The organism is Gordonia sp. Swx-4, from assembly GCF_030316175.1.
GTDB classification, from domain to species: Bacteria; Actinomycetota; Actinomycetes; order Mycobacteriales; family Mycobacteriaceae; genus Gordonia; species Gordonia alkanivorans.
The window spans coordinates 4,156,380-4,181,841 of sequence record NZ_CP128197.1 but is presented as its reverse complement, the minus strand read 5'-3'; the positions used below and the strand labels follow the sequence as shown (position 1 = coordinate 4,181,841).

The window sequence follows — 25,462 nt, the reverse complement described above, 5'->3', positions numbered from 1 at the left end:
AGAGAATGCCACGCAGCCTCAAGAAGGGCCCGTTCGTCGACGACCACCTCCTGAAGAAGGTGGACGTTCAGAACGAAAAGGGAACCAAGCAGGTCATCAAGACCTGGTCCCGCCGTTCGACCATCATTCCCGACTTCATCGGTCACACCTTTGCCGTCCACGACGGACGCAAGCATGTGCCGGTGTTCATCTCGGACTCGATGGTCGGTCACAAGCTGGGCGAGTTCGCCCCCACCCGCACCTTCAAGGGTCACATCAAGGATGACCGGAAAGCGAAGCGCCGCTGATGACTACGCAGACCGATAATCCGACCGCCAAGGCCACCGCGAAGTTCGTTCGCGTCACGCCGATGAAGGCCCGCCGCGTGCTGGACCTCATCCGCGGGAAGAACGTGGACGAGGCCCTGGACATCCTGCGGTTCGCCCCGCAGTCGGCGTCCGAGCCCGTGTACAAGGTGCTGGCCAGCGCTGTCGCCAACGCAGAGAACAACCTGGATCTGGATCGCCGGACCCTGGTCGTCGCCACCGCGTTCGCCGACGAGGGCCCGACCCTCAGGCGCTTCCAGCCGCGTGCCCAGGGCCGCGCATTCCGTATCCGCAAGCGCACCAGCCACATCACCGTGGTCGTGGAGAGCCTGCCGGAGAAGGCAGCCGGCGGCCGTGGCCGTTCGCGTCAGCCGAAGAAGAAGGGAGCCTAGTAGTGGGCCAGAAAATCAACCCGCACGGCTTCCGTCTGGGCATCACCACCGACTGGAAGTCGCGGTGGTACGCCGACAAGCAGTACGCGGACTACGTCAAGGAAGATGTCGCGATCCGCAAGCTCCTCTCGACGGGGCTCGAGCGCGCCGGCATCGCGAAGGTGGAGATCGAGCGCACCCGTGACCGGGTTCGCGTCGACATCCACACCGCGCGGCCGGGCATCGTCATCGGCCGCCGTGGCGCCGAGGCCGATCGCATCCGCGGCGACCTGGAGAAGCTGACCGGTAAGCAGGTCCAGCTGAACATCCTCGAGGTCAAGAACGCAGAGTCCGAGGCCCAGCTGGTGGCCCAGGGCGTCGCCGAGCAGCTGAGCAACCGTGTGGCGTTCCGCCGCGCGATGCGCAAGGCGATCCAGTCGGCGATGCGTCAGCCGAACGTGAAGGGCATCCGGGTCCAGTGCTCGGGTCGTCTGGGCGGCGCTGAGATGAGCCGCAGTGAGTTCTACCGCGAGGGACGCGTGCCGCTGCACACGCTGCGCGCCGACATCGACTACGGACTCTACGAAGCCAAGACCACCTTCGGCCGTATCGGCGTGAAGGTGTGGATCTACAAGGGCGACATCGTCGGTGGACGTCGCGAGCTGGCTGCGGCCGCTCCGGCAGCCGAGGATCGCCGTCCGCGCCGGCCCAGCCGGCCCCGGCGTAGCGGTGCCTCGGGCACCACTGCGACGAGCACCGACGCCGCTCGCGCGGCCGAGGCCGCTCCTGCCGAGGCCACTGCTGGTGCGGCTGAGAAGCAGGAGGGCTAGGCCATGTTGATCCCACGTCGGGTCAAGCACCGCAAGCAGCATCACCCCAGCCTGAAGGGGCAGGCCAAGGGCGGCACCAAGGTGACGTTCGGCGATTACGGCATCCAGGCTCTGGAAGGCGCGTACATCACCAACCGTCAGATCGAGTCCGCTCGTATCGCGATCAACCGGCACATCAAGCGTGGCGGCAAGGTCTGGATCAACATCTTCCCGGACCGCCCGCTCACCAAGAAGCCGGCCGAAACCCGCATGGGTTCGGGTAAGGGTTCGCCCGAGTGGTGGGTCGCCCCGGTCAAGCCGGGTCGCGTGCTGTTCGAGATGACCTACCCGAATGAGGAGATCGCTCGCGAGGCCCTGCGCCGCGCACAGCACAAGCTCCCCATCAAGACCCGGATCGTGACACGAGAGGAGCAGTTCTGATGTCTCTCGGAGTTGCTGCGAACGAGCTGCGCGAGCTCAACGACGCCGATCTGGTCGACCGCCTGAAGGAGTCGAAGGAAGAGCTCTTCAACCTTCGCTTCCAGATGGCCACCGGCCAGCTCGACAACAACCGCCGTCTGCGCACCGTGCGTCGCGAGATCGCACGTATCTACACCGTCATGCGTGAGCGTGAGCTGGGCCTGGCGTCGGGACCGGAAGGTGAAGACGCATGAGTGAGGACCAGAAAGTGACCGAATACCAGGCTGCCGAGCGTAACCGCCGCAAGGAGCGGATCGGCTACGTGGTCAGCGACAAGATGCAGAAGACCATCGTGGTCGAGCTGGAAGATCGTAAGAGCCACCCGCTCTACAAGAAGATCATCCGGACCACGAGCAAGGTCAAGGCACACGACGAGAACGGCGATGCCGGCGTCGGTGACCGCGTGCGGATCATGGAGACCCGCCCGCTGTCGGCGACCAAGCACTGGCGTCTGGTCGAGGTGCTGGAGAAGGCCAAGTAAGCCCTCTCCCAACGAGTTCTACCGTCACCGGCCCGTTCCCCACAGGGGGCGGGCCGGTTTCGTCGTATTTGGTCTCAACAGGGGATTGACCGGTCGAGCCGGACGGTGTGAGGCTGAGACGCGATGCCCACCACCGATCTCGCGAGCGGCGACACCCCCGCACGACCCGCGTGGGTGCGGCGCGCATTCGAATCGGATTCGGCGGAGCCGGATCTGGACCGCGTCCGCCGGGTGGGCGCCCGCTTCCTGGGCCTGGGTTTCATCGGTTACCCCGTGGTCTCCGCGGCGTCGATCCTCGCCTCGGCGCCGCTGACCGACGCCTGGTGGCCACCGCTGAGCATCCTGCTGTCGGTCGGACCAGGAATCCTGGTGATCGCGGCGACCTTTCGACCGGGCACGGCGTGGCTCACCCCGCTCGCCCTGACGACCTGGGCCGGGTACATCCTCGGCCTGGGTCTGTGGTTCGTGGCCTGGAACGGGACGACCCTGACGAATCCCGACGACTCGGCGCAGTGGATGGTCGCCTTCTGCGGTATGCCGAGCATGGTGCTGATGCTCGTGCGGCCTAGTCTCGCAGTGGCGGGTCTGCTCGTGTCGTCGACCCTCGCGCACATCTCCCAGCAGCTCGGCCGATTCAGTGAGGTGACTTCCGATGCGCCCGTGGAGATCCTGTGGTCGCTGGTGTTCACCGGTGTCTTCCTCGCGGTCGTGCTGGTCGCGACCCGCACCGGCCGAGAGCTCGACGAGACGCGTGAGGAGACCTACCGCACCGCGGCCAACGTGGCCGCGGCGTCGGCCCGCGAGGTGGAGAAAGAGCGGTTCGACGCCATCGTGCACGACCGGGTCATCGCCTCACTCCTGGCCGTCCGGCCGGGGCGTCCCGACGAGCGGCTCGCCGCCCAGGCCGCGTCGGCCCTCGACGAACTCGCCCGGGTGCCGGGACCCGGGGATGCGGACACCGTGACGGATGTCGAGGTGGTCCGGCGCATCAGGCTGGCCGCCGCCGACATCTCCGAACGATTCGACGTGGAGGTCGTGGGTGGCCGGAACGCCGATGACCAGGACCCCGGTGACCAGGACGGCGTGGAGGTTCGGCGTGCCGAGCCGGCCTCGTATCCCGTCGAGGTCCTCGATGCGGTCGTCGAGGCGATGTTGGAGTCGTTGCGGAACGTGCTGCGCCACGCCGGGGACGATGCCGAATGCGCCGTCATCGTGCAGTTGGCATCCGACGCCCTGAGCATGGCGGTCGTCGACGACGGCGTCGGGTTCGATCCGGAGTCGGTGGCGGTCGGCCGGCTGGGAATCGCGGTGAGCATCCGCGGTCGTCTCGCGAGGCTGCCCGGTGGCCACGCGCGGGTGCACAGTCGCGCCGGGCGGGGGACCACGGTTCAGATCCGATGGGAGCGGCCGTGAGACGAGAGTGTTCTCGCGGCGTCGACGACGCCGAACGCGGCGAGGTCGTCAATGCGTTCGGCATCGGGTCGCGGCCCCTCTGGCTGATGATGGGGCGCGTTCGCATGCGGCTACTTCGCCGTGACGCTCTATGCCGACTCGTCCATCACCGGGTGGTGGCAGTGGACCGGGGTGTTCGTCGGGTTCGTGTTGTTCGTCGTGGCCGGGATGACGATCCTCGATTCGCCCGGGGATCCGCTGCCCGGGTCGACGACCTCCGTCATCGCCGCGATGACCGTCTCGGCGGTGGCCGTGACGCTGTTCTCGTTGCCGTCGCCGCCGTCGCATGTGATGCAGACTGGGCCGCCGATGGGGGCATCGGTGATCATCCTGGCCTTCGTCGCGGTGCGCGGTCGTCCCCTGGCGGCGTGGCTCGCGAGCGGTTGCATCAGCGTCATCGCGGGCGTGTGGGGCGCCGTCTCGACCGCGGGAGCGGTCTGGGGACTGTCGATCACCCTGCCGGGATACGCGATCATGATCATGGGGTCGCTGTTCTCCGTCATGCTGCGCCCGATGGCCCGCAACATCTACGAACTACGCGAGGCCAGCGAACGCCAGGCGGCGCTCGACGCCGCCGCCGCTGCGGCCACCGAGGTGCGGGACCGACGTCTCGCCGCTCTCGACGAACGCGCACGCCCCGTCCTCACACGCATGGCGCGCCGCGAGACCTTCACCGCCGACGAGGTGGCCACGGCCCGGCTGCTCGAGGCGCAATTACGCGACGGCATCCGTGCCTCCGGGCTCGACCTCCCGATGGTCCGGGACGCGGCGTGGCGGGCGCGTCAGCGGGGTGTGCGCGTCGTTCTGCTCGACGACGGCGGGCTGGCCGCGCTCGACGACGCGCACGCGGCCGTGGCGCGCGAACGGCTGGCGAACGCGGTCGCCGAGCTGCTGGACGAGGTCGAGGACGGCCGCGTGACGGTACGCATCCAACCACCGGGTCGCGACGCGCTCGCGTCGGTCGGAGTGGACGCGAGCCACGTCTCTCACCGGGTCGAGTTCCACCCCCGTGTGCTGGTCCGCACCGAAATCGGGCGCGAGGCACGTGCTGAGAACGTCTAGCGCTCGGACGGTCGACGACGGCGCTGCCACCGACGCGGAACCCATCGCGACCAACGCCGATCTGGTACGCGCACAACAGTATGCGGCTCGCTTCGTCGGAGCGGGCGTGATCGCCTACTCCGCGGCGATGCTGCCGGTTCTGATCGGTTCGGCCTCGCTGACGGCTTCGTGGTGGCCGCCGCTCAGCGCAGCACTCATCGTCGGACCCGCGATCGCACTGCTCGTCGGTAGTTTCCGTCCGACGACGGGATGGATACTGTCGGCGGGCATCTGCAGCGCCGCCGGTTACCTCCTGGCGACGGCATTGTGGTTCGTCGCATGGAACCCCGACACCGCGGGCGGGTACGGACGGTGGCCGGTGTGGCTGGTGCAGTTTCCCGGCGTCCCCGGGCTCGCGTTGGTGATCGCGCTCCGGTTCGGCTCGGCGATCGGCTATCTCGTGGTGGCGACGGCGATGGTGCACACCGCCAATCAGCTGGCCGTGTTCGGTGGTGTCCGGGCGACGATGTACACGAGTACCGCCCTGACCATCGGGCTGACGGGGGTGTTCATGGCGGTGGGGATTGTGACGATGCGAACCGCTCAGAAGCTGGGGGAGACGCGCTCCACCGCGGTGCGGGCGGCGGAGGTGACCGCGTCGGCGGTCGCACGGGAAGCCGAACGCTCCCGCTATGACGCGTTGATACACGATCATGTGATCGCCTGCCTCCTCGCGCTGCGGCCGTCGACCCAGGACCAGCGGGTGGCCGAGCAGGCCCGACAGGCTCTCGGCGAGATCGACGCCTGGCGTCGCGGCGACCGCGATGTGGGCGGTGACGTCGTCCCGACAGAGTTGCTCCGGAAAGTCCGGCTGACGACCGCACAGATCGACGACGACGTGGAATTCACCGTCCACGTCGTCGACAACGGCCAGACCTATCCAGCGGAGGTCGTCGAGGCCGTGCTCGCCGCTCTGTCGGAGGCGATGCGCAACAGCGTGCGCCATGCCGGGGACCACGCGGAGCGGGTCGTCGGTGGTGAACTCGCGGCCGACGCGCTCTGGGTGGGCGTCGCCGACGACGGAGTGGGGTTCGACCCCGGACATCTCGACTCGTCGCGCTTCGGCGTCGACGCCGGACTCATCGGTCGAATGCGCGCGATCGGCGGCGACGCGGAGGTGCGCAGCGCTCCCGGCCGCGGGACGGTGGTGAGGCTCTCATGGTCGCCGAGATGAGCGGCGCAGGCATCCAGGCGTCCGCCGCAACTGCTTGCGCGGCCGCCGGGACCGGCGGTCAGGACGACGACCTCTTCGGGTTTCGATCCCGCGCAGTGCTTGTCGCGCTCGTCGGATTCGCGGTCGCGTACGTGACAGTGACCGTCGGAACCGGCCTGCACATCACCTCACCCCGTCGATGGGCAGGCTTGATCGTGGCATTCGGGCTGCTGGTGGTCACGGCACGACGGGTGGTGCGACTCCCGGACGGCCGATGTGATCGACGGTCGGCCGTTGCGGCCGCCGTCGCGGTGCTCGCCGCGACCGGGATTTCGTGGTGGTCGCTGCCCGCCGAGCAGTACATGACGCTGCAGAACGGCCCGGCGACCGCAGGAGGAATCGTGGTGCTGACGCTCGTCGCGGTGCGTGGGCAGCCGGGAATCGCGTGGGCCGGCGCAGTGGCGATGAGCGTGCTGTGCGGGCTGTGGGGTCTCGACCGGGGCATCGGCTTCGTTCCCGGCGTGACGATCACCGTGTGGGCATACCCGGTTCTCGTCCTGTCGGCGCTGTTCCTGCTCATCCTCCGGCCGATGGCCGATCAGAATGCCGAACTGCGGGCCCGGTCCCTCCGGGAGGCGTTCGACGCAGCATCGACGGAGGCGGCCGCCGACGAGCGCCGGCGCAATTTCGAGGACTTCGAGCAGCGTGCGCGCCCGGTCCTGGAGCGCATCGCCGCGGACGACGAGTTCTCGTCGTCGGAGATCGCCGAGATGCATCTGCTCGAGGCCCAGCTCCGCGACGGCATCCGGGCACCCGACTGGGACACGCCCGCGATCCGGGATGCGGTGTGGGCGGCGCGAGCCCGCGGGGCGGTGGTGATCCTGCTCGACGACGGGGCGCTGCAATCGCTCGATGAAGAAGACCGCGCTTCGTCACGCGATCGGATGGCGCGCCTGTTGCTCGATGAGTTGGCTGCCGACAACGAGCGGGTGACAGCCCGGATCATGCCGCCGGGCCGACCGGTGGCGGCGTCCGTGGTCGTCTCGTCGCGAGACTGCACGCGTCGGATCGAGATGACCGCAGAGGGCGAGGTGGTGCGGAGCGTCTCGGGCACGTGAGGACGAGATTCAGACCAGTCCGGATCAGGAGCGCAACCACTCGAGGACGGCCGGCGTCACCGGAGCGGTCGCGTCGGCATATTCCGGGTGTTTCTTCAGGAACGAAGCCACCAGCGGGCACACGCCTACGATCGTGAGGTTGCGTGCGCGGGCGTCTTCGAGGGCTTCGCACACCAGGATCGTCGCGAGACCGCGTCCGCCGAACGCCGGGTCGACCTCGGTGTGGAAGAACACCCGCTCGGTCGTCGGAGCGTCGTCGGTCCCGGAGACCCGGTCGCGGTACTCGGCGAAGCCGGCCAGTGCGTCACCACCGGGCGCGTCGACGTGGATGTCGTAGCGGCGTGCGGCGGGGTTGTCGCGGACCGTGGTCTCGGCGCCGGTCTTGTCCGCGGTCATCGCTGCACCGCCACGATCGGGCCGTGCACGGACGAGGGGAAGTCGATCCACTTGTCGGTCGTCCGCCAGCTGTAGTCGGGGATCGTGATGGTGTGCGGCTTCTTGTAGAGCACGGCGTTGCGGACCTCGGCGACCCGTCCCTGCTCCTGGCAGAAATCGTTGACCAGTTTGAGGGTCTTGCCGGTGTCGGCCACGTCGTCGACGACGAGCACCCGCTGGTCGGTCAGACCGCTCGACTCAAGGAGCGAGGGCAGCATCACCGGTTCGGACAGTGTCTCGCCGACGCCGGTGTAGAACTCGACGTTCAACGAGATCATCAGCTTGCAGTCCAAGGCGTAGGCGAGGGCGCCGGCCGGGATCAGGCCGCCGCGGGCGATGCCGAGGATGATGTCCGGGACGAACGCGTCGGCGGCCACCTGCTCGGCGAGCTCACGGCAGGCGACGCCGTTGAGCTCCCAGGTGAGCACCTCGCGCTCGGGAGATGGAGTGGTCATGGGGACACTCTTCCAACCAGCGCCCAAGTGCACCACCTGGGGGGCGTTGAACAGGAGTCATCGCACACCTGCCTTGCCGCCGCCAGGTGTTCGCCCGTGACGGCGAAAGCGGAGTTTGGCACTCGCCTGCGCGTTGTACGTTCGTGCGGCCAGAAGATGACAATCAGGCGCCGAGATCGTTAGCTCTTGAGAAAGAAGTCTGTACGTATTGCCGCGTACACGTTTCTCTTGCGCTCTGCGGAATGTCTTGACGGGGGCTGTATGTGACCGTATTATCGATCCTCGTCGTGTCCGAGTATCGTCGCCAGCACATATCCGCATGCTTGCAGATCATGGAGATTCTTTCGTCAAGCGCAAATAACTGGGGGCTCGTGATTCGTCGACCGAATATCGATTTGGTCTACTTACATCACCCCGGGGCTGGAGGCTCATTTGAGTACCTTGACTGTTGTAGTGCCTGCATACAATGAGGCCAAGCGAATCGCTGCATGCCTCGAGCATTTGGTCAACCAAACTAGGACAATCGACCAGATTATCGTCGTGGATAATTCATCGACGGACGAAACTGGTGAAATAGTCGACGAGTTTGTCTCGGCTCATGAGAATGTAACCCGAGTCGTAGAATCACAGCCCGGCGTTATCCACGCCAGACGGCGCGGGTTCGATTTGGCGACCTCGGATCTCATTGCCAAGACCGACGCTGACTCCCGTGTGAGAGAAGATTGGGCCGAGCGAATCGTCTCGTTTTTCGACTCCGACCTTGGGCGCGACTATGCAGGTCTCACCGGATTGGTGCTGTGCTGGGACGGCCCAGCGCCCGGATTTCAACGCAAGCTTTTGACATGGAACCTCGGCCGTTTGAAGGATGGCGGTCAGATCGGCAGCTTGAACGGTATCAATTATGTGATCAAGCGGACGGTTTGGACTCAGGTTCGTGGCACCCTGCAGACCAATCCGGATAGCTGGGAGGACTTAGATCTCGGCCTCGCGCTATCGGAATCAAATTTCAAAATGTACTTCGATCCACGGGTGCATGTCGATACATCGTGTCGGCAACTGCGACACTCTCCGTGGAAGAATCGCTTTTATATCAGCGGTGGTGTACGGACTGCAGCACGTAGAGGGAACAAACGTGCAGTAAAGGCCCTGAAGATCGAGCGGCCCTTTCGTTTCGCTTCTTTTACCGTCATGTGGCTCATGTTCCGACCTTGGGACCCCGAGAAAGGGAACTGGCGGCCACACCGACTGCTGACGAGGCTGCCACGTGAGCGTGCGCTCGTCACAGAGGCGAGGTCCTGAGTAGGTCTCTGTCAGTTGTGCAAATGGGAAGTTTTACAGCACGGAAGCTGGCTTCCGTCACCGACGTCGTACACCCGGACACCTGGTCAACGAACCACGGAACCCAACCCCGACGGAAGTCCACGAACCGACACCGCCCGAGCTGGTGGGGCCGAGTTCATTCGGTTGACCGATCTCGAGGTGGGAGGTACACGGCTACGCCCATGCAGGGTATCGCCAGGGTAACGCTCTACGGTGCGATCTCGACAGTCAATAAGGACTGGCCGGGCCTGATTCGTGCGCACGCGCAAATCGTGCGTAAGTTTGTTGGTGTGGATGCGACTTGCGCTTGCTCTTGGGGTCGTGAAGGCCGAACGATGTCGTCCCGGCTTCAAGTCCGTCTACTCCTGTCCCCGACGCGTAGAGGAAGACATGTCCGACGCTAGTGGTCAGCGACCATACGGCGCCTCCCACGGGCCTCGGCACGAGCGGCAGGACCCGCCCCTGGTGCCGTTGTCAGAGGATCCGTTTGTCATGCCGGACCCCGTCGAGGAGCAGCTTCGACGCTGGCGTAGTGAGCGTGCCTACCGTCCGTTGCGCATCATCGACGATGCTAACCGCGGAGACCCCTCCGAAAACGGTGGCGCACCTGCCGGGACCCCGCAGGACCCTTCTGTCTACGAGGCGGACTCAAGTCACACCGAATCTGAGTCGTCTCATTACGCGGCGCCCAGTGTCGCGAAGATGGATGTTCCGCCGACGCCCGTTCCGGCATCCGTCTCAGAGCGCTTCGGTTTGCCGTCACCGAAGACTCGGGGGCGGAATGGATACACAGTTGCGTCTACGACAGACAAAGTGGCGTCCGGTGCTGTTCCCGCGTGGCAGACACGGTCGACCGACGGCCCCGAATCCAGCACAAAATCGATCCGCACACTCCAGGCTCCGACCGAACCCGCCGTCTTGCCTGCGCCGGCCATCGAGGCAAAGAACCTCCATAAGCGTTTCAAGGACATGGTTGCTGTCGAGGATGTCAGCTTCACAGTTCCATCGGGCAGTATCGTCGCGCTCCTAGGGCCGAACGGTGCGGGCAAGACGACAACGGTCAACATGCTTTGCACCCTGCTGAAACCGGACGGTGGCACCGCCACAGTGAACGGATACCACGTTGAGGTCGACGCGGCCGCAGTCCGGAAGTCAATCATGCTGACTGGTCAATTCGCTGCGCTCGACGAGTCGTTGACCGGACGCGAAAATCTGATTCTGTTCGGGCGGCTGCTCGGTCTCGACAAACCTGCCGCACGTGCCAGGGCGGACGAGCTTCTCGACGTCTTCGCGTTGACGGATGTTCGTACCAAGCGTGTCCGAGAGTACTCGGGCGGTATGCGCCGGCGCATCGACATCGCGTGCGGTCTGGTCACTTCGCCGAAGGTCGTCTTTCTGGACGAGCCAACCACCGGTCTCGACCCACGCAGCAGACAAGAAGTATGGACGCTGGTGGAGAAACTCCGAGACTCAGGCGTGACAATTCTTCTGACGACTCAGTACTTGGAGGAGGCCGATGTGCTTTCCGACAACATCGTCGTCATCGACAAGGGCCGAGTCATCGCCGAAGGGACCTCCGACGAACTGAAGGCATCCACGGGGTCCGCGTGTTGCGAGATCACGCCGACCGATCCTGCCGATCTCGTCACGTTGCGTACGATCCTCGCCGATCTGATCGGTGATCACAGTCAAGAGGAGACCGATCACTTTGTTGCGGTTCCGGCGCCGGGTGGGCCGGAGACTCTCGTCGAGGTGATACACCGCACGTCTGCTGCTGGGATCGCGCTCTCCGATGTAGCGATGCGTCGCCCGACCTTGGATGAAGTCTTCCTGGCACTGACCGATCCACGACGGGACCGGAGTAACTCGCAGTGAGTATCGGCAACCCGAGTCAACCGGGAGGACCAAGGTGGGCCCTGTCACTGTAGTGATCGAACCGCGAGTGCGCCCCGTGCAGCAATGGTGGACGCTGTTTGGCAGAGGCATCAATCAGGTAATTCGTGGCGGTGAGGCAATCTTCGCATTTATCTCACCGGCGATGTTGGCAATCTGCTTTTATCTCCCACTGCGGAGCATCGTCGAGGTTGCGCCAGGCGTGAATTACGGACAGTTCCTGATGCCGATCATTTTGCTGCAGTCGGTCAACTTCGCTGCGTCGTCAGCAGCGATGCGGGCGGCGTTCGACGGCGTGCAGGGGATCAACACCCGCTTCCGAGTGATGCCGATGTCTCCACTGGTGCCTATGCTCGCGCGCACCGCGACGAACGCGGTGCTACTCACAGTTTCGCTATCTTGTGCGGCTGTCGCGTGCCTGCTCATCGACTGGCGGCCAGGCGGTGGAGTCGTCGGTACGATTGGTCTTTTCGGGCTAGCAGCTTTGGTCGGTGCGCTTTTTTCTTGGGTAGCCGACGGAATAGGACTCGTTGCGGGCAGCCCCGAGGCGACAAGCCAGGCGTTGGCACTACCGACCCTCATCCTTGGGATGATGTCGACGGGGTTCGTACCTCTCTCGCAATTTCCCGAGTGGATTCAGCCGTTCGTTCGTAACCAGCCGATTTCGCAGTTCTCTGACGCGATGCGTGCGTTGGACAGCGGGGCTGCGACGTGGTCAATCTTGCAGCCGTCGCTGTGGTGGTGTGCAGGGTTGGCGGCGACGGCTCTTCTTCTTCTGGCAGTCAATGTTCGGAGGACTCGGAAGTGAGCGTGGTTCCCAAAACGACGGACGACAAGTCGGAGCGCCCGCAAGGCGGATTTATCGCGCGCGTGCCAACCAATGTCCCTGCGGAGTCTTCGCTACGTGCGTTGTGGCGGCAGAGCATTCCGTTGGCCGGAAGACAGATCGTAGTGTTCGTTCGCGACAAGCCGACGCTGGTTCAAGCGCTCGTGTTCCCGGCGCTGAGCATGGTCATGTTCAAAGTCGTCCTGGGAGACGCAATCGGGTCCGCTACCGGTCAGAACAGTGCTTACGGAACGGTGCCGCTGGTGATACTTGTCGGAGCTATGTTCGGCTCAATCGCGTCTGCGACTCGCTTGAACCGGGAACGGTCCACCGGCTTGCTCGCACGGCTGTTCGTGTTGCCGATCCACCGCGCCGCCGACCTGACGTCTCGGGTGGCCTCCGAGTTGGCTCGGATTCTCGTCACGACTGTCATTCTTCTGGCCGCCGGGCACTTGATCGGCTTCCGCTTCACTCAGGGGTTTGGATCTGCGGTCGGTTTGATACTGGTCGCGCTAGCCTACGGCGCCGCGTTCGCGACTCTCACCCTTGCGCTTGCAGTCAGTGCACGGCCGGGCGCCCCGATCGTGCCGTATCTTGGCTTGGTCTCGAGCCTACTGATGTTCTTCAACTCGGGATTTTCCCCAGTAAGTGCCTACCCGACCTGGCTTCAGCCGATAGTTGAGAATCAACCCATGTCGCCAGCCATCGAGTCCATGCGCGCGCTGGCAGCGGGTGGTCCGCTCGCCGAGAACCTGGTGAAAGTCGCGGTTTGGACCGTGGTGATTCTGGTCATTTCCATTTATCCAGCTCTTCGCGGTTATCGAAAAGCCGCAAGGGACCGATGATCGCGAACCGATCCAGTGGCGTCCGGGTAACGAATGACGCTCGGTATGGCTTCAGCCCCGCCGACGCGGACCGCCCCGCCATCGGACGCGAGCTCATTAACGCTGGCCAGCGGCCTATGGGCCGAGTGCGGCGCTCGCCGGGTGCGGTCGTCTCGCCGGGCTCGGACACGCCGCGGCGCGTAACAAGGAAGGCGGGTACGGCGATGGCATTCTCAGAGGCTGGCCCCGCATCCCGATTTCATGAGACCCCCTCGCGTGAAATAGCATGGAGATTCTGTGTCGGCGTCCGATGTGGAGGGTCTGAACGATTACTAACAGCAGTGTCGTGAGGTCTAATCGACTGCAGGACTAGCGAGGGAGAGTTCAGAGGACGTGGCAATCGCCGATTACCGTGCGGATACGCCGGGTGAGGTGGACGAGACCATTCAGGTCCTTCCGCTCACCGCGGCGCAGCGCGGCATGTGGTTCGCCGAGTCGCTGTCGTCCGAGTACTCGGTCAACATCGCTCAGTACGTGGACATCCGCCATGCGCCGGGCGGACTGGATGTCGAGCTCTTCGCCCAGTGCTGTGTCGAGGTGGGCAAACTCGTCGAGTCGCCGTTCGTCCGTCTGACCGAGATCGACGGAATCCCCATGCAGTACGTCGACGTCGACTTCGACCAGTCCGTCGACATCCTGGACTTCCGCTCCGAACCCGATCCGGTCGCGGCGGCGATGCAGTGGATGCAGGCCGAGTACCGGCAACCGGTCGACCTCCTGACCGACCAGTTCATCATCGTCTCGATCCTGCTGATCTCTGACGATCGCACGTTCTGGTACAACCGTGCCCACCACATCATCATCGACGGGTACGCCGCCCTGTCGATCATGCGTCGCACTGTCGATCGCTACAACGCCCTCCGCCGGGGCGAGGAACCGCGCGACAAGCTGCCGGCCTCGATGGCCGAGATAGTCGCCTACGAGGAGTCCTATCAGGGCAGCACCCGCCGGGAGACCGACCGCGCGCACTGGCTCGAACGCGTCGCGGACCTGCCGGAGCGGGTGACGCTGTCGAAGGTCGGCACCACCGGTTCGCTGTCCTTCGACAACGTGGTCGCCAGTGCCGCCCTGGGCCCGGATCGGCAGCGCCGGTACGAGGCCCTCGCCGGCGAGCTGAACAGTTCCCTGGCAGTCCTGATGACCTCTGCGTTCGGTGCGTTCCTGGCACGCATGAGCAACCACGACGACATCGTCCTCAGCCTTCCGGTCACCGGGCGGGCCACCGCGAAGATCAAGATCTCCGGCGGCATGGTGTCCAACATCCTGCCGATCCGGTTGCGCGAGGTCTCGTCGAAGTCGGTCCGCGAGCTGATCCAGACCGCGCAGCTCGAACTGACCGGTGCCCTGCGGCACCAGCGGTACCGCTCCGACGACATCCGCCGCGACGCCGGTCTCGACCAGAGTTCGGTCTCCTTCGGACCCACCATCAACATGGTGTTCTTCGACGAGCAGGTCGCCATCGACGGCACCGACATGGAGTACCGAATCCTCACGTCGGGCATCCTCGAGGACCTCCTGATCAACCTGTATCAGTCGAGCCCCGGGGCGCCGCTCGTCGTCGACCTGCACGGAAACCCGCACCTCTACTCGCACGGTGAACTCGACGGGCTGCATCGGCGGTTCCTGACGTTCCTCGACCGGTTCCTCTCGGCCGGGGCACTCGACACCCCCGTCGCCGATGTCGATCTGCTCGCCGACTCCGATCACCGGCTCCTCGACTCCCTGCCGCAGCCGCTACCGCGGCCGACGACGCCGACCCTGGTGGAGATGTTCGACGAGGTCGCGACCGCCCACCGTCACCGGGGAGCGGTCTCCGATGCCGACGGCGCGACGCTCAGCTACGCCGAACTCGCGACCCGTTCGGATGCGATGGCGCGATCGTTGCGTGCCCGTGGCGTCGGAGCCGGCGATCTGGTCGGGGTCGCCACCGCGCGTGACACGAGCCTCGTGGTCGTTCTGCTCGCCGTGCTGAAGGCGGGTGCCGGGTATCTGCCGCTGGACACCGGCAACCCGGAGGAGCGTCTGCGCTACATCGTCGATGACGCCGCCCCGGCGTGCCTGGTCGTCTCCGACGGCGAGGCGCCCGGATGGGCAGGGGAGTGCGAGGTCGTCGAGACCGGAGCGCTCCTCGCCGAGGCCGAGACACCCGAGGTCTCCGCGCTCCCGGCGCCGCGTGGACCCGCGACTCCGGAGGCGACGGCCTACGTCATCTACACCTCCGGGTCGACCGGGGCGCCCAAGGGCGTCGAGATCGTGCATCGCAACGTGGCCACGCTGCTCGACGCAGCGTCGGCCGACTTCGATTTCACGCCCGAGGACGTGTGGTCGGTCTTCCACTCCTATGCCTTCGACTTCTCCGTGTGGGAGATCTTCGGTCCGCTGCTCACCGGCGGACGGGCCGTGATGGTCGACCGTATGGTCGCCCGGGCCCCGGCCGAGTTCCTGCAATTGCTCGCCGACGAGGAGATCACGGTGGCATCGCTGACGCCGTCGGCGTTCAGCATCGTGGCCGACGTCCGTCGCCGTACCGGGACGCCACTGGCGTTGCGCTACATCGTTTTCGGCGGCGAGGAGCTGCGCTTCGACGAGGTGCACAACTGGTACGAGTCGTTCGGCGACGAGATCGAACTCGTCAACATGTACGGCATCACCGAGACGACGGTTCACGTCACCTACCGTCCGCTCGACCCCGACCTCGTGCGCGGGGAGAGCGCCAGTCTCATCGGTCGTCCGCTGAACTCGCTGGGCCTGCGGGTGCTCGACAACCGCCTGCACCCGGTGCCCGAGGGCGCCGTCGGCGAGATCTACGTCGTCGGTGGGCAACTCGCGCGCGGATATCGCAACCGCCGCGCTCTCTCGGCCACCCGGTTCGTCGCGGACCTGCACGGCACCGGTGAGCGGATGTACCGAACCGGCGATCTCGGCCGGCGTATCGGTACCGACGTCCAATACCTGGGGCGTGCCGACACCCAGGTGCAGCTGCGGGGATTCCGGGTCGAACTCGGCGAGGTCGAATCGGCTCTGCGGGCCGTCGACGGAGTGGCGGCGGCGGCCGCCGTCGTCACCGACGCCGCGTCGGCCGGTGGGGCGAAGCTGATCGGCTACGCGGTCACCGAAACCGGTGGCGGGCTGGACGAATCCCTCATCCGGGAACAGGTCCGCGCCCACGTGCCGGGATACATGGTGCCCGACGTCGTGATGCTGATCGACGAGCTGCCCCTCACCGCGAACGGAAAACTCAACCGGCAGGCGCTGCCCGCCCCGGTGTTCGCGCGCGACGAGAAGGTGGCCTATGTCCCGCCCTCGACCCTGCGGGAACGCGAAGTCGTCGCGATCGTCGAAGAGCTGCTCGACATCGAGCCGATCGGGTTGCAGGACAACATCTTCGCGCTCGGTGCGGATTCGCTGACCGCGGCCCGGCTGGCGTCGCGGCTGCGTACCGTCGCCGGCCTCGACATCAAGCTGGCCAACGTCTTCGAGAGCCAGAGCCTCGGCGACATCATCCGCGTGGCGACGCCGGTGGCCGACGACGCCGCCACGCGCCGTCCGGAGCTCCGGCCGCTGCCACGTCCGGACCGGATCCCGTTGGCGTTCAGCCAGCGTCGCCTGTGGTTTATCAACCGGCTCGACCCGACGTCGGCGGCGTACAACATCCCCGGCGCGGTACGGCTCGGCGCCGACGTCGACGCGGCCGCGCTGGCCGGTGCGATCGACGACGTCATCGCCCGTCACGAGCCGCTGCGGACCACGTTCCCCGACGAGGACGGCGAGACCTTCCAGTTCATCCATTCGGCCGAGGCCGCCGCCGCGGCCCGGTTGTTCGACGTGGTCGACGTCGCACCGGCGGATACCGAGCGCAGGCTCGCCGACTTCGCCGTGACCGGCTTCGACCTGAACTACGAATATCCGGTCCGCGCACGACTTTTCCGCGCCGTGTCGACCGACGGAACGCTCGATCACGTCCTGGTCGTGGTCATGCACCACATCGTCGGCGACGGCGCCTCGCTCGGACCGCTGATCACCGACGTCCTGACGGCCTACGCCGCCCGGCTCGCCGGCCGGCCACCCGCCTGGCGTCCGCTGCCGGTGCAGTACGCCGACTACGCACTGTGGCAACGCGACGTCCTCGGCGAGGCCTCCGACGAATCATCGCTGATGTCGGCCCAGCTGGACTTCTGGCGCACCGAACTGGCGGGCATGCCCGAACTCATCTCGCTGCCCACCGACCGGGCGCGTCCCATCCGGCCGTCCGGCGCGGGCGGCTACGTCGACACGATGCTCGACGCCGACACCGTCGCCCGGCTGCACGCGGTTGCCGCCCACCACGGGGTGACCGTCTTCGCGATCTTCCACGCAGCTCTCGCGGTGATGCTGTCGCGTCTCAGCGGCAGCGACGACGTGGCCATCGGCACGGCGATCGCCGGGCGGGACGAGCCGGAGCTCACCGACCTGATCGGCATGTTCGTCAACACGCTCGTGCTGCGCACCCGCGTACACCCCGACACCGATCTCACCAGCCTTCTCAACGAGGCCAATCACACTCGCGCGCAAGCGCTCAGCAACGCCGACGTCCCCTTCGAGCAGGTCGTCGACGCGGTGGGCGCACGCCGCTCCACGGCGCATTCGCCGCTCTTCCAGGTCGAGCTGGTGATGCAGCACGATCAGGTCGAGCGGCTCTTCGAGGACGAGGCCGGAATCAGCCTCATCGACGCGCGGGCCCCGTTCGCCAAATACGACCTGTCGCTCAGCGTCGTCGAATACGCCGACTCCGGCGACCACGCCGGGCAGATCTCGGTGGCGTTCGGCTATGCCCGCGATCTCTTCGACGAGCCGACGATCGAACGGTTCGCGCGCTACCTCCACGACGTGCTGGGCACGATCGCCGGCTCGCTCGAGCGTGACGACGCCGGACAGGCGCTGCGCGTCGACGATCTCTTCGCGTTCCCCGAGGCCGAGGTGGACACGGCCCGGGGCTGGTCGCGTGGTGCCCCACTCGAACTGTCCGCGCCGGATCTGTCCGCCGCGCTGCTGACCGGGTACCGACAGGACCCCGAGGCGGTCGCACTGGTCTTCGCCGACCGCGAAGTCACCTACGGCGAATTCGCTCTCCGCGCAACGGCTCTGGCCCGCCAGCTGATCGCCGACGGCGTCGGTCCGGATGTCGCGGTGGCCGTGTGCATTCCGCGCTCGGTGGAACTACTCGTCGCGGTGCACGCCATCGTGCTGGCAGGTGGTCAGTACGTGCCGCTCGACACCGAGGCGCCGGTCGACCGCGCCGACTACATGCTCGAGACCGCCGGTACCCGGCGCGTACTCGTCGGACCGGGGCCCCGCCCCGCCGTGGTCGACGACCTCGCCGACCGCGTCACGGTCACCGTGGTCGACGCCGCGGCCGAGGTCGACTCGGACGCGGCACCGCTCGCCTCGACCGAGCGTTGCGGGCCGCTCGGTCCGGAGAACGCCGCGTACACGATCTTCACGTCCGGGTCGACCGGACGCCCCAAGGGTGTCGTCGTGTCCCATCGCGCGATCGTCAACCGCCTCGACTGGATGCAGGAGCACTACACGCTCACCCAGCGCGACGTGGTGCTGCAGAAGACGCCGGTGACCTTCGATGTGTCGGTGTGGGAGCTGTTCTGGCCCTTCATCTCCGGATCTCGGCTGGTGGTCGCCGAGCCCGGCGGGCACGGGGATCCGTCGTACCTCGTGGACATCATCCAGGACGCGGACGTGACCACACTGCATTTCGTGCCGTCCATGCTGTCGACCTTCCTCGACGTCGTCGGTGCGGACCGGCTGGCCGAACTGAGCTCGTTGCGTCAGGTGTTCACCTCGGGGGAGGCATTGACCGCCTCGACCGCGAGTGGCCTGCGCACCGCGCTGCCCGCCGTCGGGTTGCACAATCTGTACGGGCCCACCGAGGCCGCGGTCGACGTCACCGAGCACAACGTCCGCGGTTCGGAGACGGTCGTACCGATCGGGCGACCGGTGCCCAACACGACGATCCACGTCCTCGACCACCGGCTGCGTCCGCTCCCGGTCGGCGTGCCCGGCGAGATCTATCTCGGCGGCTTCCAACTGGCGCGCGGATACGTCTCGCAGGGCCGGCTCACCGCTGAACGCTTCGTGGCCGACCCGTACGGTTCGGCCGGGTCGCGGCTCTACCGCACCGGCGATCTCGGTAAATGGAGCCCCGCCGGAGAGATCGAATATCTGGGCCGCAACGACTTCCAGGTCAAGCTCCGGGGTCAGCGCCTCGAGCTCGGCGAGATCGAGTCGGCGCTGATGTCGGTGCCGGGCATCGTCCACACGGCGGTCACCGTCGCCGACCTCGCTGCCGGACAGAGTCTCGTGGCCTACTACTCGCCCGACTCCGTCACCCCGGCCGAGGCGCAGTCGCATCTGACCGGAACCGTGCCGGAGTTCATGGTGCCGACGATCTGGATGCCGTTGCCGAGCATGCCGCTCAACTCGGCGGGCAAGGTCGATCGAAAGGCGTTGCCCGCGCCGGTGATCGAGACCGCCGAATTCGTGCCGGCGAGCACGGAGACCGAACGGATCGTCGCGCGGGTCTTCGCCGATGTCCTGGGCGTGGATCGGATCAGCGTGGCCGAGTCGTTCTTCGACCTCGGCGGGAACTCGCTGAGCGCGACCAAGGTCGCCGCCCGGTTGTCGGCCGACCTCGAGGTCGACATCCCCGTCGCCGCGGTGTTCGGTGCACCGTCGGTGCGCGCGATGGCGACGTTCGCCAGCGACCACGGAACTCCCTCGCGCCGGCCACGTCTGTCGGCTCGCACGCATGGGGACCGCGCGCCGCTGTCGGCCGTGCAGCGCGGGATGTGGCTGATCAACCGCGCCGATCCGGCGTCGCCCGCCTACAACGTCGCGATGGCGTTGCGACTGTCGGGACAGTTGGACACCGACGCGATCGGTGGCGCCATCGAGGACCTCATCGACCGTCACGAGTCGATGCGGACGCGCTATCCGCTCGTCGACGGTGAGCCGATCCAGCTCGTGCTCGACCGAGACGCCGCGCTGGATCTGCTCGAGCGCAGCGTCGTCGACGTCGACGCCGATCCGGTTCCGGTGATCGCCGAGTTCACCGGCCGCGGCTTCGACGTCACGGTCGCACCGCCGCTGCGGATGATGTTGCTGCGGCTCACCGAGACCGAGCACATCCTGGTCTTCGTCGTGCATCACATCACCGCGGACGGCGCCTCGATGCTGCCACTGGCCACCGATGTCATGACCGCCTATTCGGCGAGGGTGGCCGGCCGCCGGCCGGAGTGGCAGCCGCTCGCGGTCCAGTACCTGGACTACACGCTGTGGCAGCAGGAGGCCCTTGCCGTCCCCGGGCCCGACGGGACGACCGAGGCGGACCGACAGCTCGCCTATTGGGCCGACCGGCTCCACAACGCGCCGGCCCGGCTGGAGTTGCCGACCGACCGTCCCCGCCCGCGGACGCCGTCCTTCGTCGGCGAGGAGGTGCGCTTCGACATCGACGGCGGCCTGGTACGCAAACTCGAGGCGGTCGCGCGCCAGCACAACGCGACGCTGTTCATGGTGATGCAGACCGCACTGGTGGTGTTGCTGAGCCGGCTGACCACCCAGCGCGACATCGTGATCGGCACGCCGTTCGCCGGGCGGGGTCAGCCCGAGCTCGACGGCGTGGTCGGGATGTTCGTCAACACGCTGGCCCTGCGCTCGCGGCTGCAGGACGAGGAGAAGTTCGCCGAGCTCCTGCAGCGTGTCCGCGACGAGGATCTGGCCGACATGGCGAACGCCGAAATCGCGTTCGATACGATCGTGTCATCTGTTCTCTCCTCTCCGCCCACCAGTTACAGTCCGATCTATCAGGTGATGTTCGCCTACCAGAACTTCACCATCCCCTCGCTCGACATGGACTCGATGACGATTTCCCCGGTATCCGAGCAGTTGACCCCAGCCAAGGTGGATCTCCAGCTCACGTTGTTCCCGGACGATTTCGGTGCACCGGCAGCAAAGGACGCTGATTCAATGACGGGCCAGTTGATCTACGCCGCCGACATCTTCACCAAGAGCACGGTCGAGACCTATGCGCAGCGCTATCTGCGCGTCCTCGAGGAGGTGTCGGAGAACCCGCAGGTGCTGGTGGGTGACATCGACATCGCGACCGCCGCCGAGCAGGTGGCGGCCGATGAGATCGCCGGCGCCGAACTCGCGGTCGCGCTCCCCGATCTGGTCGCCCGGGCCACGGCCGCCGCGCCCGACGCCATCGCGGCCGCACATCAGGATGCGCAGGTAACGTTCACGGTGCTGTCGTCGATCAGTGATGCGATGGCTGCCGCACTCCCTGACCCGGACTCTGCCCTCACCACCGCGCTGATGAGCTTGTTGCCCGGCCTCGCGGTGTCGGGGCCCGACGCACTCGGTGACGTACTGGGAGAGCTCCGCACCAACGCCCTCCGGGTTCTGGATGGCGCGCCGTGACCGGAGGCGGGTCCCGCGGGAACGAAGCAGTGCAGTCGACCAAAGGAATGACTCAGACGTGACCGATGTCGATTCAACGGCCTCCAACATCTCTCTCACCTGGGGCTCGCGGCCTTCGACATTGCACCTGATCGCCTTCTCGGCCGGCGTCGCACCCTCCGAGACCGCCTACGAGGCGGCGTCCGGTCCGGTCACCTTCGGTGAGCTGTACGCACGGGTCTCGGCTACGGCCCAGATCTTCGTCGCCCAGGGGCTCGACACCGAGGCAGCCGTCGGCGCCGGGGTCACCCAGACCGAGGCCGCCGCCGGCCGCGCACCCGCGGAGATCGCCGACGCCACCCGGCGCGCGATCGGGCTGATCCGAGAGCGGGCCCTGGAGCTGATCGGCAGCACCGACCTCGGCTCACTGCCCGGTCTCGTCCGTTCCGCGGTGGCCCGCCACGCCGACCGGCCCGCGGTCAGCGACGCGACCGGCACCGTACTGTCCTATCGCGAGCTCGACGAGCGGTCCGAGGTGCTGGCCGGCGCACTCCGCGCCATCGGCGCAGGTCCGGGTCGCCTCGTAGGTGTCGCGCTCGCGCGCCGTGCCGAGCTGATCGTGGCCCTGCTCGCCGTCCTCAAGACCGGGGCGGCGTACCTGCCTCTCGACCGCTCCCAGCCGGTTGCGCGCGCGCAGTCGATCATCGACGACGCCGCGCCGCTGCTGGTGCTCGCCGACGCGGAACTCGCCGCGGCGTGGGACGTCATCGACGTGCGGTTCGCGGCGCCCGAGGAGTTGGCAGCCGGGGAGTTCCCGGCAGCGGGGGCGGACCCTTCGAGACGCCCCTCCGCAAGCTCCGGGGCTCCTCAGGGAGCAGAGGAGGCACGCCCCTCCGCAAGCTCCGGGGCTCCTCAGGGAGCGGGGGAGGCCCTCGACGAGCGGCTGCCGGCCTACCTGATCTACACCTCGGGTTCGACGGGCCGGCCGAAGGGCGTCGTCGTCTCGCATCACGAGGTCGTCGCGCTGATGAAGGCCGCGGCGGAGGAGTTCTCGTTCGGTCCGGACGACGTGTGGACGCTGTTCCACTCCTACGCGTTCGACTTCTCGGTCTGGGAGATCTGGGGACCGCTGGTCACCGGCGGGCGCGTCGTCGTGGTCGACCAGGACACCACGCGCGATCCGGACGCCTTCGTCGAGCTGCTCGAGACCGAGCGGGTCACGGTGCTGAGCCAGACGCCGTCGGCCTTCTACCAGCTCATCACCGCCCAGCGGCAGAAGCAGGCCGCGTTTGCGCTGCGCTACATCGTGTTCGGTGGCGAGGCGCTGAGTTTCGAGCAGGTCCGGCGCTGGTTCGACGACAACCCGGCCGATCCGGCGCAACTGGTCAACATGTACGGCATCACCGAGACCACGGTGCATGTCAGCTACCGCGCCCTGGACCGCGACGCGGTGTCGGCGGGTGACGCGTCGTTCATCGGACGGCCGTTGTCGTCGCTGGACATCCACATCCTCGACTCGCGGCTGCGGCCGGTGCCCGAGGGCGTCATCGGCGAGATGTACGTCACCGGAACGCAACTCGCGCAGGGTTATCTGCGCCGAGCCGGACTGAGCGCCACCCGTTTCGTCGCGAACCCGTTCGCGCCCGACGGCTCCGGTGACCGGATGTACCGGACCGGCGATTTGGCGCGTCGCGTCGGTGGGGACATCGAGTACCTCGGGCGCTCGGACGCCCAGGTCCAGCTCCGCGGATTCCGTATCGAGTACGGCGAGATCGAAGCCGCACTCGTCGGTGTCGACGGGATCGCGGCGGGTGCGGCGAACGTCGTGGATCTGCCCGACCGGGGTGAGATCCTCGCCGCCTACGTGGTTCCCGAGCAGGGCACCGAGGTCGATGAACAGGTCGTGCGCCGCCGAGTCGCGGCCACGGTGCCGGAGTACATGGTCCCCGACGTCGTCATGACGGTCGAGCGGCTGCCGCTGACGCAGAACGGCAAACTCGATCGCGGCGCACTGCCGCGGCCGGTGCTGGCGTCGACGACCGAGTTCGTCGCGCCCGACAACGACACCGAGGCAGCCCTGCGGGACATCTTCGCGGAGGTGCTCGGACTCGAGGACATCAGCGTTCTGGAGTCGGTCTTCGACGTCGGTGGCAACTCGCTGCTGGCCGCCCGCATCGTCGGCCGCGCCGCGGAGACGCTCGGCGTCGACCTCACCGTCCGTGACCTCTTCGATGCCCCGACGGTTCGCGACCTCGCACTGGCCGCGGCGTCGAAGCGCCCGGGGTTGCCCCCGATCGAGCCCGTCGCCGACCGTCCGGACCGCATCCCGCTGTCGCTTGCACAGCAGCGCATGTGGTTCATCAACCGGTTCGACCCGGCCTCGCCCGCCTACAACATCCCGATGGTCCTGCGGCTGTCGGGCGACGTGGACGCCGACGCGCTGCGTGCGGCGTTGCTCGACGTCATGACGCGCCACGAGGTCCTGCGGACCACCTATCCCGAAGCCGACGGCGACGCCTATCAGCTCGTCCACGAGCCGTCGGCAGCGGCTGCGATGCTCGACTGGCGCGAGGTGCCGCAAGCGGCGCTGCCGCACGTGATGCTCGGCGGGTTCGACCTGGTCGCGGAACTGCCGGTGCGCGTCGGCTTCTCCCGGATCTCAAGCACCGAGGCGGTCCTCGGGATCGTGGTGCACCACATCTCGTGCGACGGCGAATCCCTGGCGCCGCTGGTGACCGACCTGATCACCGCATACACCGCACGGGTCGCCGGGCGTGCGCCCGCGTTCGAACCGCTGCCGGTCCAGATGGCCGACGTCGCGCTGTGGCAGCGTCGGGTGTTCGGCGCCGCCACCGACGACTCCTCGCTCATCGGGGCACAGCTCCAGTACTGGGCGCGGCAACTCGACGGCGCGCCCGACGTGCTCGAGCTGCCCACCGACCGCCCACGTCCGGCCGTGGCCTCACAGCGCGGTGCACGCGTCGAATTCAGTGTGCCGCAGGAGGTCTCGGAGCGCGTTGCGCGTCTGGCCCGCGATCGCGGGCTGACCCCGTTCATGGTCGCGCATGCGGCGCTCGCGGTGTTGCTCTCGCGCCTGTCCGCGACCGAGGACATCACCGTCGGAACGCCGATCGCCGGTCGTGGCCAGTCGATCCTCGACCCGATGGTCGGGATGTTCGTCAACACGTTGGTCCTCCGGACCGGAGTCGACTCCTCGGCCGGCTTCGGCCAGCTGCTCGACGACGTCCGCCGCACCGATCTCGAGGCCTTCGCGAACGCGGACATCCCCTTCGAGGCGGTCGTCGAACGGGTGAACCCGCTGCGCACCGAGGCCTACGCGCCCCTCGCGCAGGTGTGGCTCGCCTTCGACCAGTCGGCCATCGCCGACCTGGCCTCGCAGACGCTGACGATCGGCGGGGGGACGATCGACGAGGCCGGCGGCCTGGCCGTGACCCCGGCCGAACCGGACGAACTCTCCGCGCGCGTCGACCTGACCGTCGGCATCGCCGACAACGGCGACAACTGGCAGGGCTCCGTGCTCTATGCGACCGACCTGTACGACGCGGAATCGGTGCGCCTGTTCGCCGATCGGTTCGTCCGCCTTCTCGACGCCCTGACCGCGGACCCGGATGCGCCTGTCGGCGACGCCGAGCTGATGACCTCGGCCGAGCACGAGGCGATCGAACGATGGGTCGGTGCGGCTGACACCGACGCCGGTCCCGGGCAGGTCGTCACGGTCGCGGATGCGCTGGCGGACTCGTTCGCCCGCAACGCTTCCCGCCCCGCCGTCCGCGCGGGCGGGCGCACCTACGACCATGCCGAGTACGGTGCGCTGGTCCACGCGTTCGCACGACGACTGCTCGAGCAGGGTGTCGGGCCGGATGTGGCGGTCGCGGTTGCCGTTCCGCGGTCGGTCGAGATGCTCGTTGCG

Annotated in this window: 18 protein-coding genes (1 of these 18 running past the window's edge); 16 read left to right on the top strand and 2 right to left on the bottom strand. The window is 67.0% G+C overall.

Annotated elements, in window-relative coordinates; all coding sequences use genetic code 11:
* Nucleotides 1–5 precede the first annotated feature (5 nt).
* The 10 genes from rpsS to PWF70_RS18895 all read left to right on the top strand — a co-directional run bounded on the left by rpsS (nt 6) and on the right by PWF70_RS18895 (nt 7,270).
* Nucleotides 6–287 carry a 30S ribosomal protein S19 gene (rpsS, locus tag PWF70_RS18940; protein WP_004020551.1) on the top strand — a complete coding sequence of 94 codons (282 nt, stop codon included), beginning with the start codon at nt 6–8 and terminating at the stop codon, nt 285–287.
* Nucleotides 287–697, top strand: a complete 411-nt coding sequence (gene rplV, locus PWF70_RS18935; protein WP_035753592.1) for a 50S ribosomal protein L22 — start codon at nt 287–289, stop codon at nt 695–697. The genes rpsS and rplV overlap by 1 nt, the downstream gene beginning before the upstream one ends.
* 2 nt (nt 698–699) lie before the next feature.
* Entirely contained in the window at nt 700–1,506 is an 807-nt protein-coding gene (gene rpsC / locus PWF70_RS18930; RefSeq protein ID WP_004020549.1) for a 30S ribosomal protein S3, read from the top strand.
* Nucleotides 1,507–1,509: 3 nt separating this feature from the next.
* Nucleotides 1,510–1,926 (top strand): 50S ribosomal protein L16, encoded by a 417-nt coding sequence (gene rplP / locus PWF70_RS18925; protein WP_004020548.1) that lies wholly within the window; start codon nt 1,510–1,512, stop codon nt 1,924–1,926.
* On the top strand, nt 1,926–2,159 hold the full coding sequence (gene rpmC, locus PWF70_RS18920; protein ID WP_005194647.1) for a 50S ribosomal protein L29: 234 nt from the start codon (nt 1,926–1,928) through the stop codon (nt 2,157–2,159). The genes rplP and rpmC overlap by 1 nt, the downstream gene beginning before the upstream one ends.
* Entirely contained in the window at nt 2,156–2,446 is a 291-nt protein-coding gene (gene rpsQ, locus PWF70_RS18915) for a 30S ribosomal protein S17 (protein WP_286352731.1), read from the top strand. Before rpmC ends, rpsQ begins: the two co-directional genes overlap by 4 nt.
* Before the next feature lie 123 nt (nt 2,447–2,569).
* The gene (locus PWF70_RS18910; protein WP_006360248.1) at nt 2,570–3,859 is read left to right on the top strand and encodes a sensor histidine kinase; all 1,290 of its coding nucleotides are present in this window, start codon (nt 2,570–2,572) and stop codon (nt 3,857–3,859) included.
* Between the two features lie 120 nt (nt 3,860–3,979).
* Nucleotides 3,980–4,960 (top strand): DUF8320 family protein, encoded by a 981-nt coding sequence (locus PWF70_RS18905; RefSeq protein ID WP_232283189.1) that lies wholly within the window; start codon nt 3,980–3,982, stop codon nt 4,958–4,960.
* The gene (locus PWF70_RS18900) at nt 4,944–6,173 is read left to right on the top strand and encodes a sensor histidine kinase (RefSeq protein WP_006360245.1); all 1,230 of its coding nucleotides are present in this window, start codon (nt 4,944–4,946) and stop codon (nt 6,171–6,173) included. Before PWF70_RS18905 ends, PWF70_RS18900 begins: the two co-directional genes overlap by 17 nt.
* Entirely contained in the window at nt 6,170–7,270 is a 1,101-nt protein-coding gene (locus tag PWF70_RS18895) for a DUF8320 family protein (protein WP_157139170.1), read from the top strand. Before PWF70_RS18900 ends, PWF70_RS18895 begins: the two co-directional genes overlap by 4 nt.
* A gap of 24 nt (nt 7,271–7,294) precedes the next feature.
* Here the strand turns inward: PWF70_RS18895 and PWF70_RS18890 are convergent, their stop codons facing one another.
* Nucleotides 7,295–7,666 (bottom strand): GNAT family N-acetyltransferase, encoded by a 372-nt coding sequence (locus PWF70_RS18890; RefSeq protein ID WP_006360243.1) that lies wholly within the window; start codon nt 7,664–7,666, stop codon nt 7,295–7,297.
* The gene (locus tag PWF70_RS18885) at nt 7,663–8,160 is read right to left on the bottom strand and encodes a phosphoribosyltransferase (RefSeq protein WP_006360242.1); all 498 of its coding nucleotides are present in this window, start codon (nt 8,158–8,160) and stop codon (nt 7,663–7,665) included. Before PWF70_RS18885 ends, PWF70_RS18890 begins: the two co-directional genes overlap by 4 nt.
* Before the next feature lie 453 nt (nt 8,161–8,613).
* Between PWF70_RS18885 and PWF70_RS18880 the strand changes: the two genes are divergently transcribed.
* The 6 genes from PWF70_RS18880 to PWF70_RS18855 all read left to right on the top strand — a co-directional run.
* Complete coding sequence (locus PWF70_RS18880) at nt 8,614–9,459, top strand: glycosyltransferase family 2 protein (RefSeq protein WP_232283188.1); 846 nt, start codon at nt 8,614–8,616, stop codon at nt 9,457–9,459.
* A gap of 411 nt (nt 9,460–9,870) precedes the next feature.
* Nucleotides 9,871–11,355 (top strand): ATP-binding cassette domain-containing protein, encoded by a 1,485-nt coding sequence (locus tag PWF70_RS18875; protein WP_006360240.1) that lies wholly within the window; start codon nt 9,871–9,873, stop codon nt 11,353–11,355.
* Nucleotides 11,356–11,422: 67 nt separating this feature from the next.
* Nucleotides 11,423–12,181 (top strand): ABC transporter permease, encoded by a 759-nt coding sequence (locus PWF70_RS18870; protein ID WP_198136089.1) that lies wholly within the window; start codon nt 11,423–11,425, stop codon nt 12,179–12,181.
* A gap of 53 nt (nt 12,182–12,234) precedes the next feature.
* On the top strand, nt 12,235–13,044 hold the full coding sequence (locus PWF70_RS18865) for an ABC transporter permease (RefSeq protein WP_232283192.1): 810 nt from the start codon (nt 12,235–12,237) through the stop codon (nt 13,042–13,044).
* A 372-nt stretch (nt 13,045–13,416) separates the two neighbouring features.
* On the top strand, nt 13,417–21,552 hold the full coding sequence (locus PWF70_RS18860) for a non-ribosomal peptide synthetase (RefSeq protein ID WP_286352730.1): 8,136 nt from the start codon (nt 13,417–13,419) through the stop codon (nt 21,550–21,552).
* Between the two features lie 58 nt (nt 21,553–21,610).
* Nucleotides 21,611–25,462, top strand: partial view of a non-ribosomal peptide synthase/polyketide synthase gene (locus tag PWF70_RS18855; protein ID WP_286352729.1) — the beginning only. It continues 38,211 nt past the right edge of the window; only the first 3,852 of its 42,063 coding nucleotides appear in the window; its start codon is at nt 21,611–21,613; the stop codon falls past the right edge of the window.

Excerpts from the sequence above, each read along its gene's own strand:
- rpsS (WP_004020551.1), top strand. The coding sequence starts at position 6 with ATGCCACGCAGCCTCAAGAAGGGCCCGTTCGTCGACGACCACCTCCTG.
- rplV (WP_035753592.1), top strand. The coding sequence starts at position 287 with ATGACTACGCAGACCGATAATCCGACCGCCAAGGCCACCGCGAAGTTC.
- rplP (WP_004020548.1), top strand. The coding sequence starts at position 1,510 with ATGTTGATCCCACGTCGGGTCAAGCACCGCAAGCAGCATCACCCCAGC.
- rpmC (WP_005194647.1), top strand. The coding sequence starts at position 1,926 with ATGTCTCTCGGAGTTGCTGCGAACGAGCTGCGCGAGCTCAACGACGCC.
- rpsQ (WP_286352731.1), top strand. The coding sequence starts at position 2,156 with ATGAGTGAGGACCAGAAAGTGACCGAATACCAGGCTGCCGAGCGTAAC.
- PWF70_RS18910 (WP_006360248.1), top strand. The coding sequence starts at position 2,570 with ATGCCCACCACCGATCTCGCGAGCGGCGACACCCCCGCACGACCCGCG.
- PWF70_RS18895 (WP_157139170.1), top strand. The coding sequence starts at position 6,170 with ATGAGCGGCGCAGGCATCCAGGCGTCCGCCGCAACTGCTTGCGCGGCC.
- PWF70_RS18890 (WP_006360243.1), bottom strand. The coding sequence starts at position 7,666 with ATGACCGCGGACAAGACCGGCGCCGAGACCACGGTCCGCGACAACCCC.
- PWF70_RS18885 (WP_006360242.1), bottom strand. The coding sequence starts at position 8,160 with ATGACCACTCCATCTCCCGAGCGCGAGGTGCTCACCTGGGAGCTCAAC.
- PWF70_RS18875 (WP_006360240.1), top strand. The coding sequence starts at position 9,871 with ATGTCCGACGCTAGTGGTCAGCGACCATACGGCGCCTCCCACGGGCCT.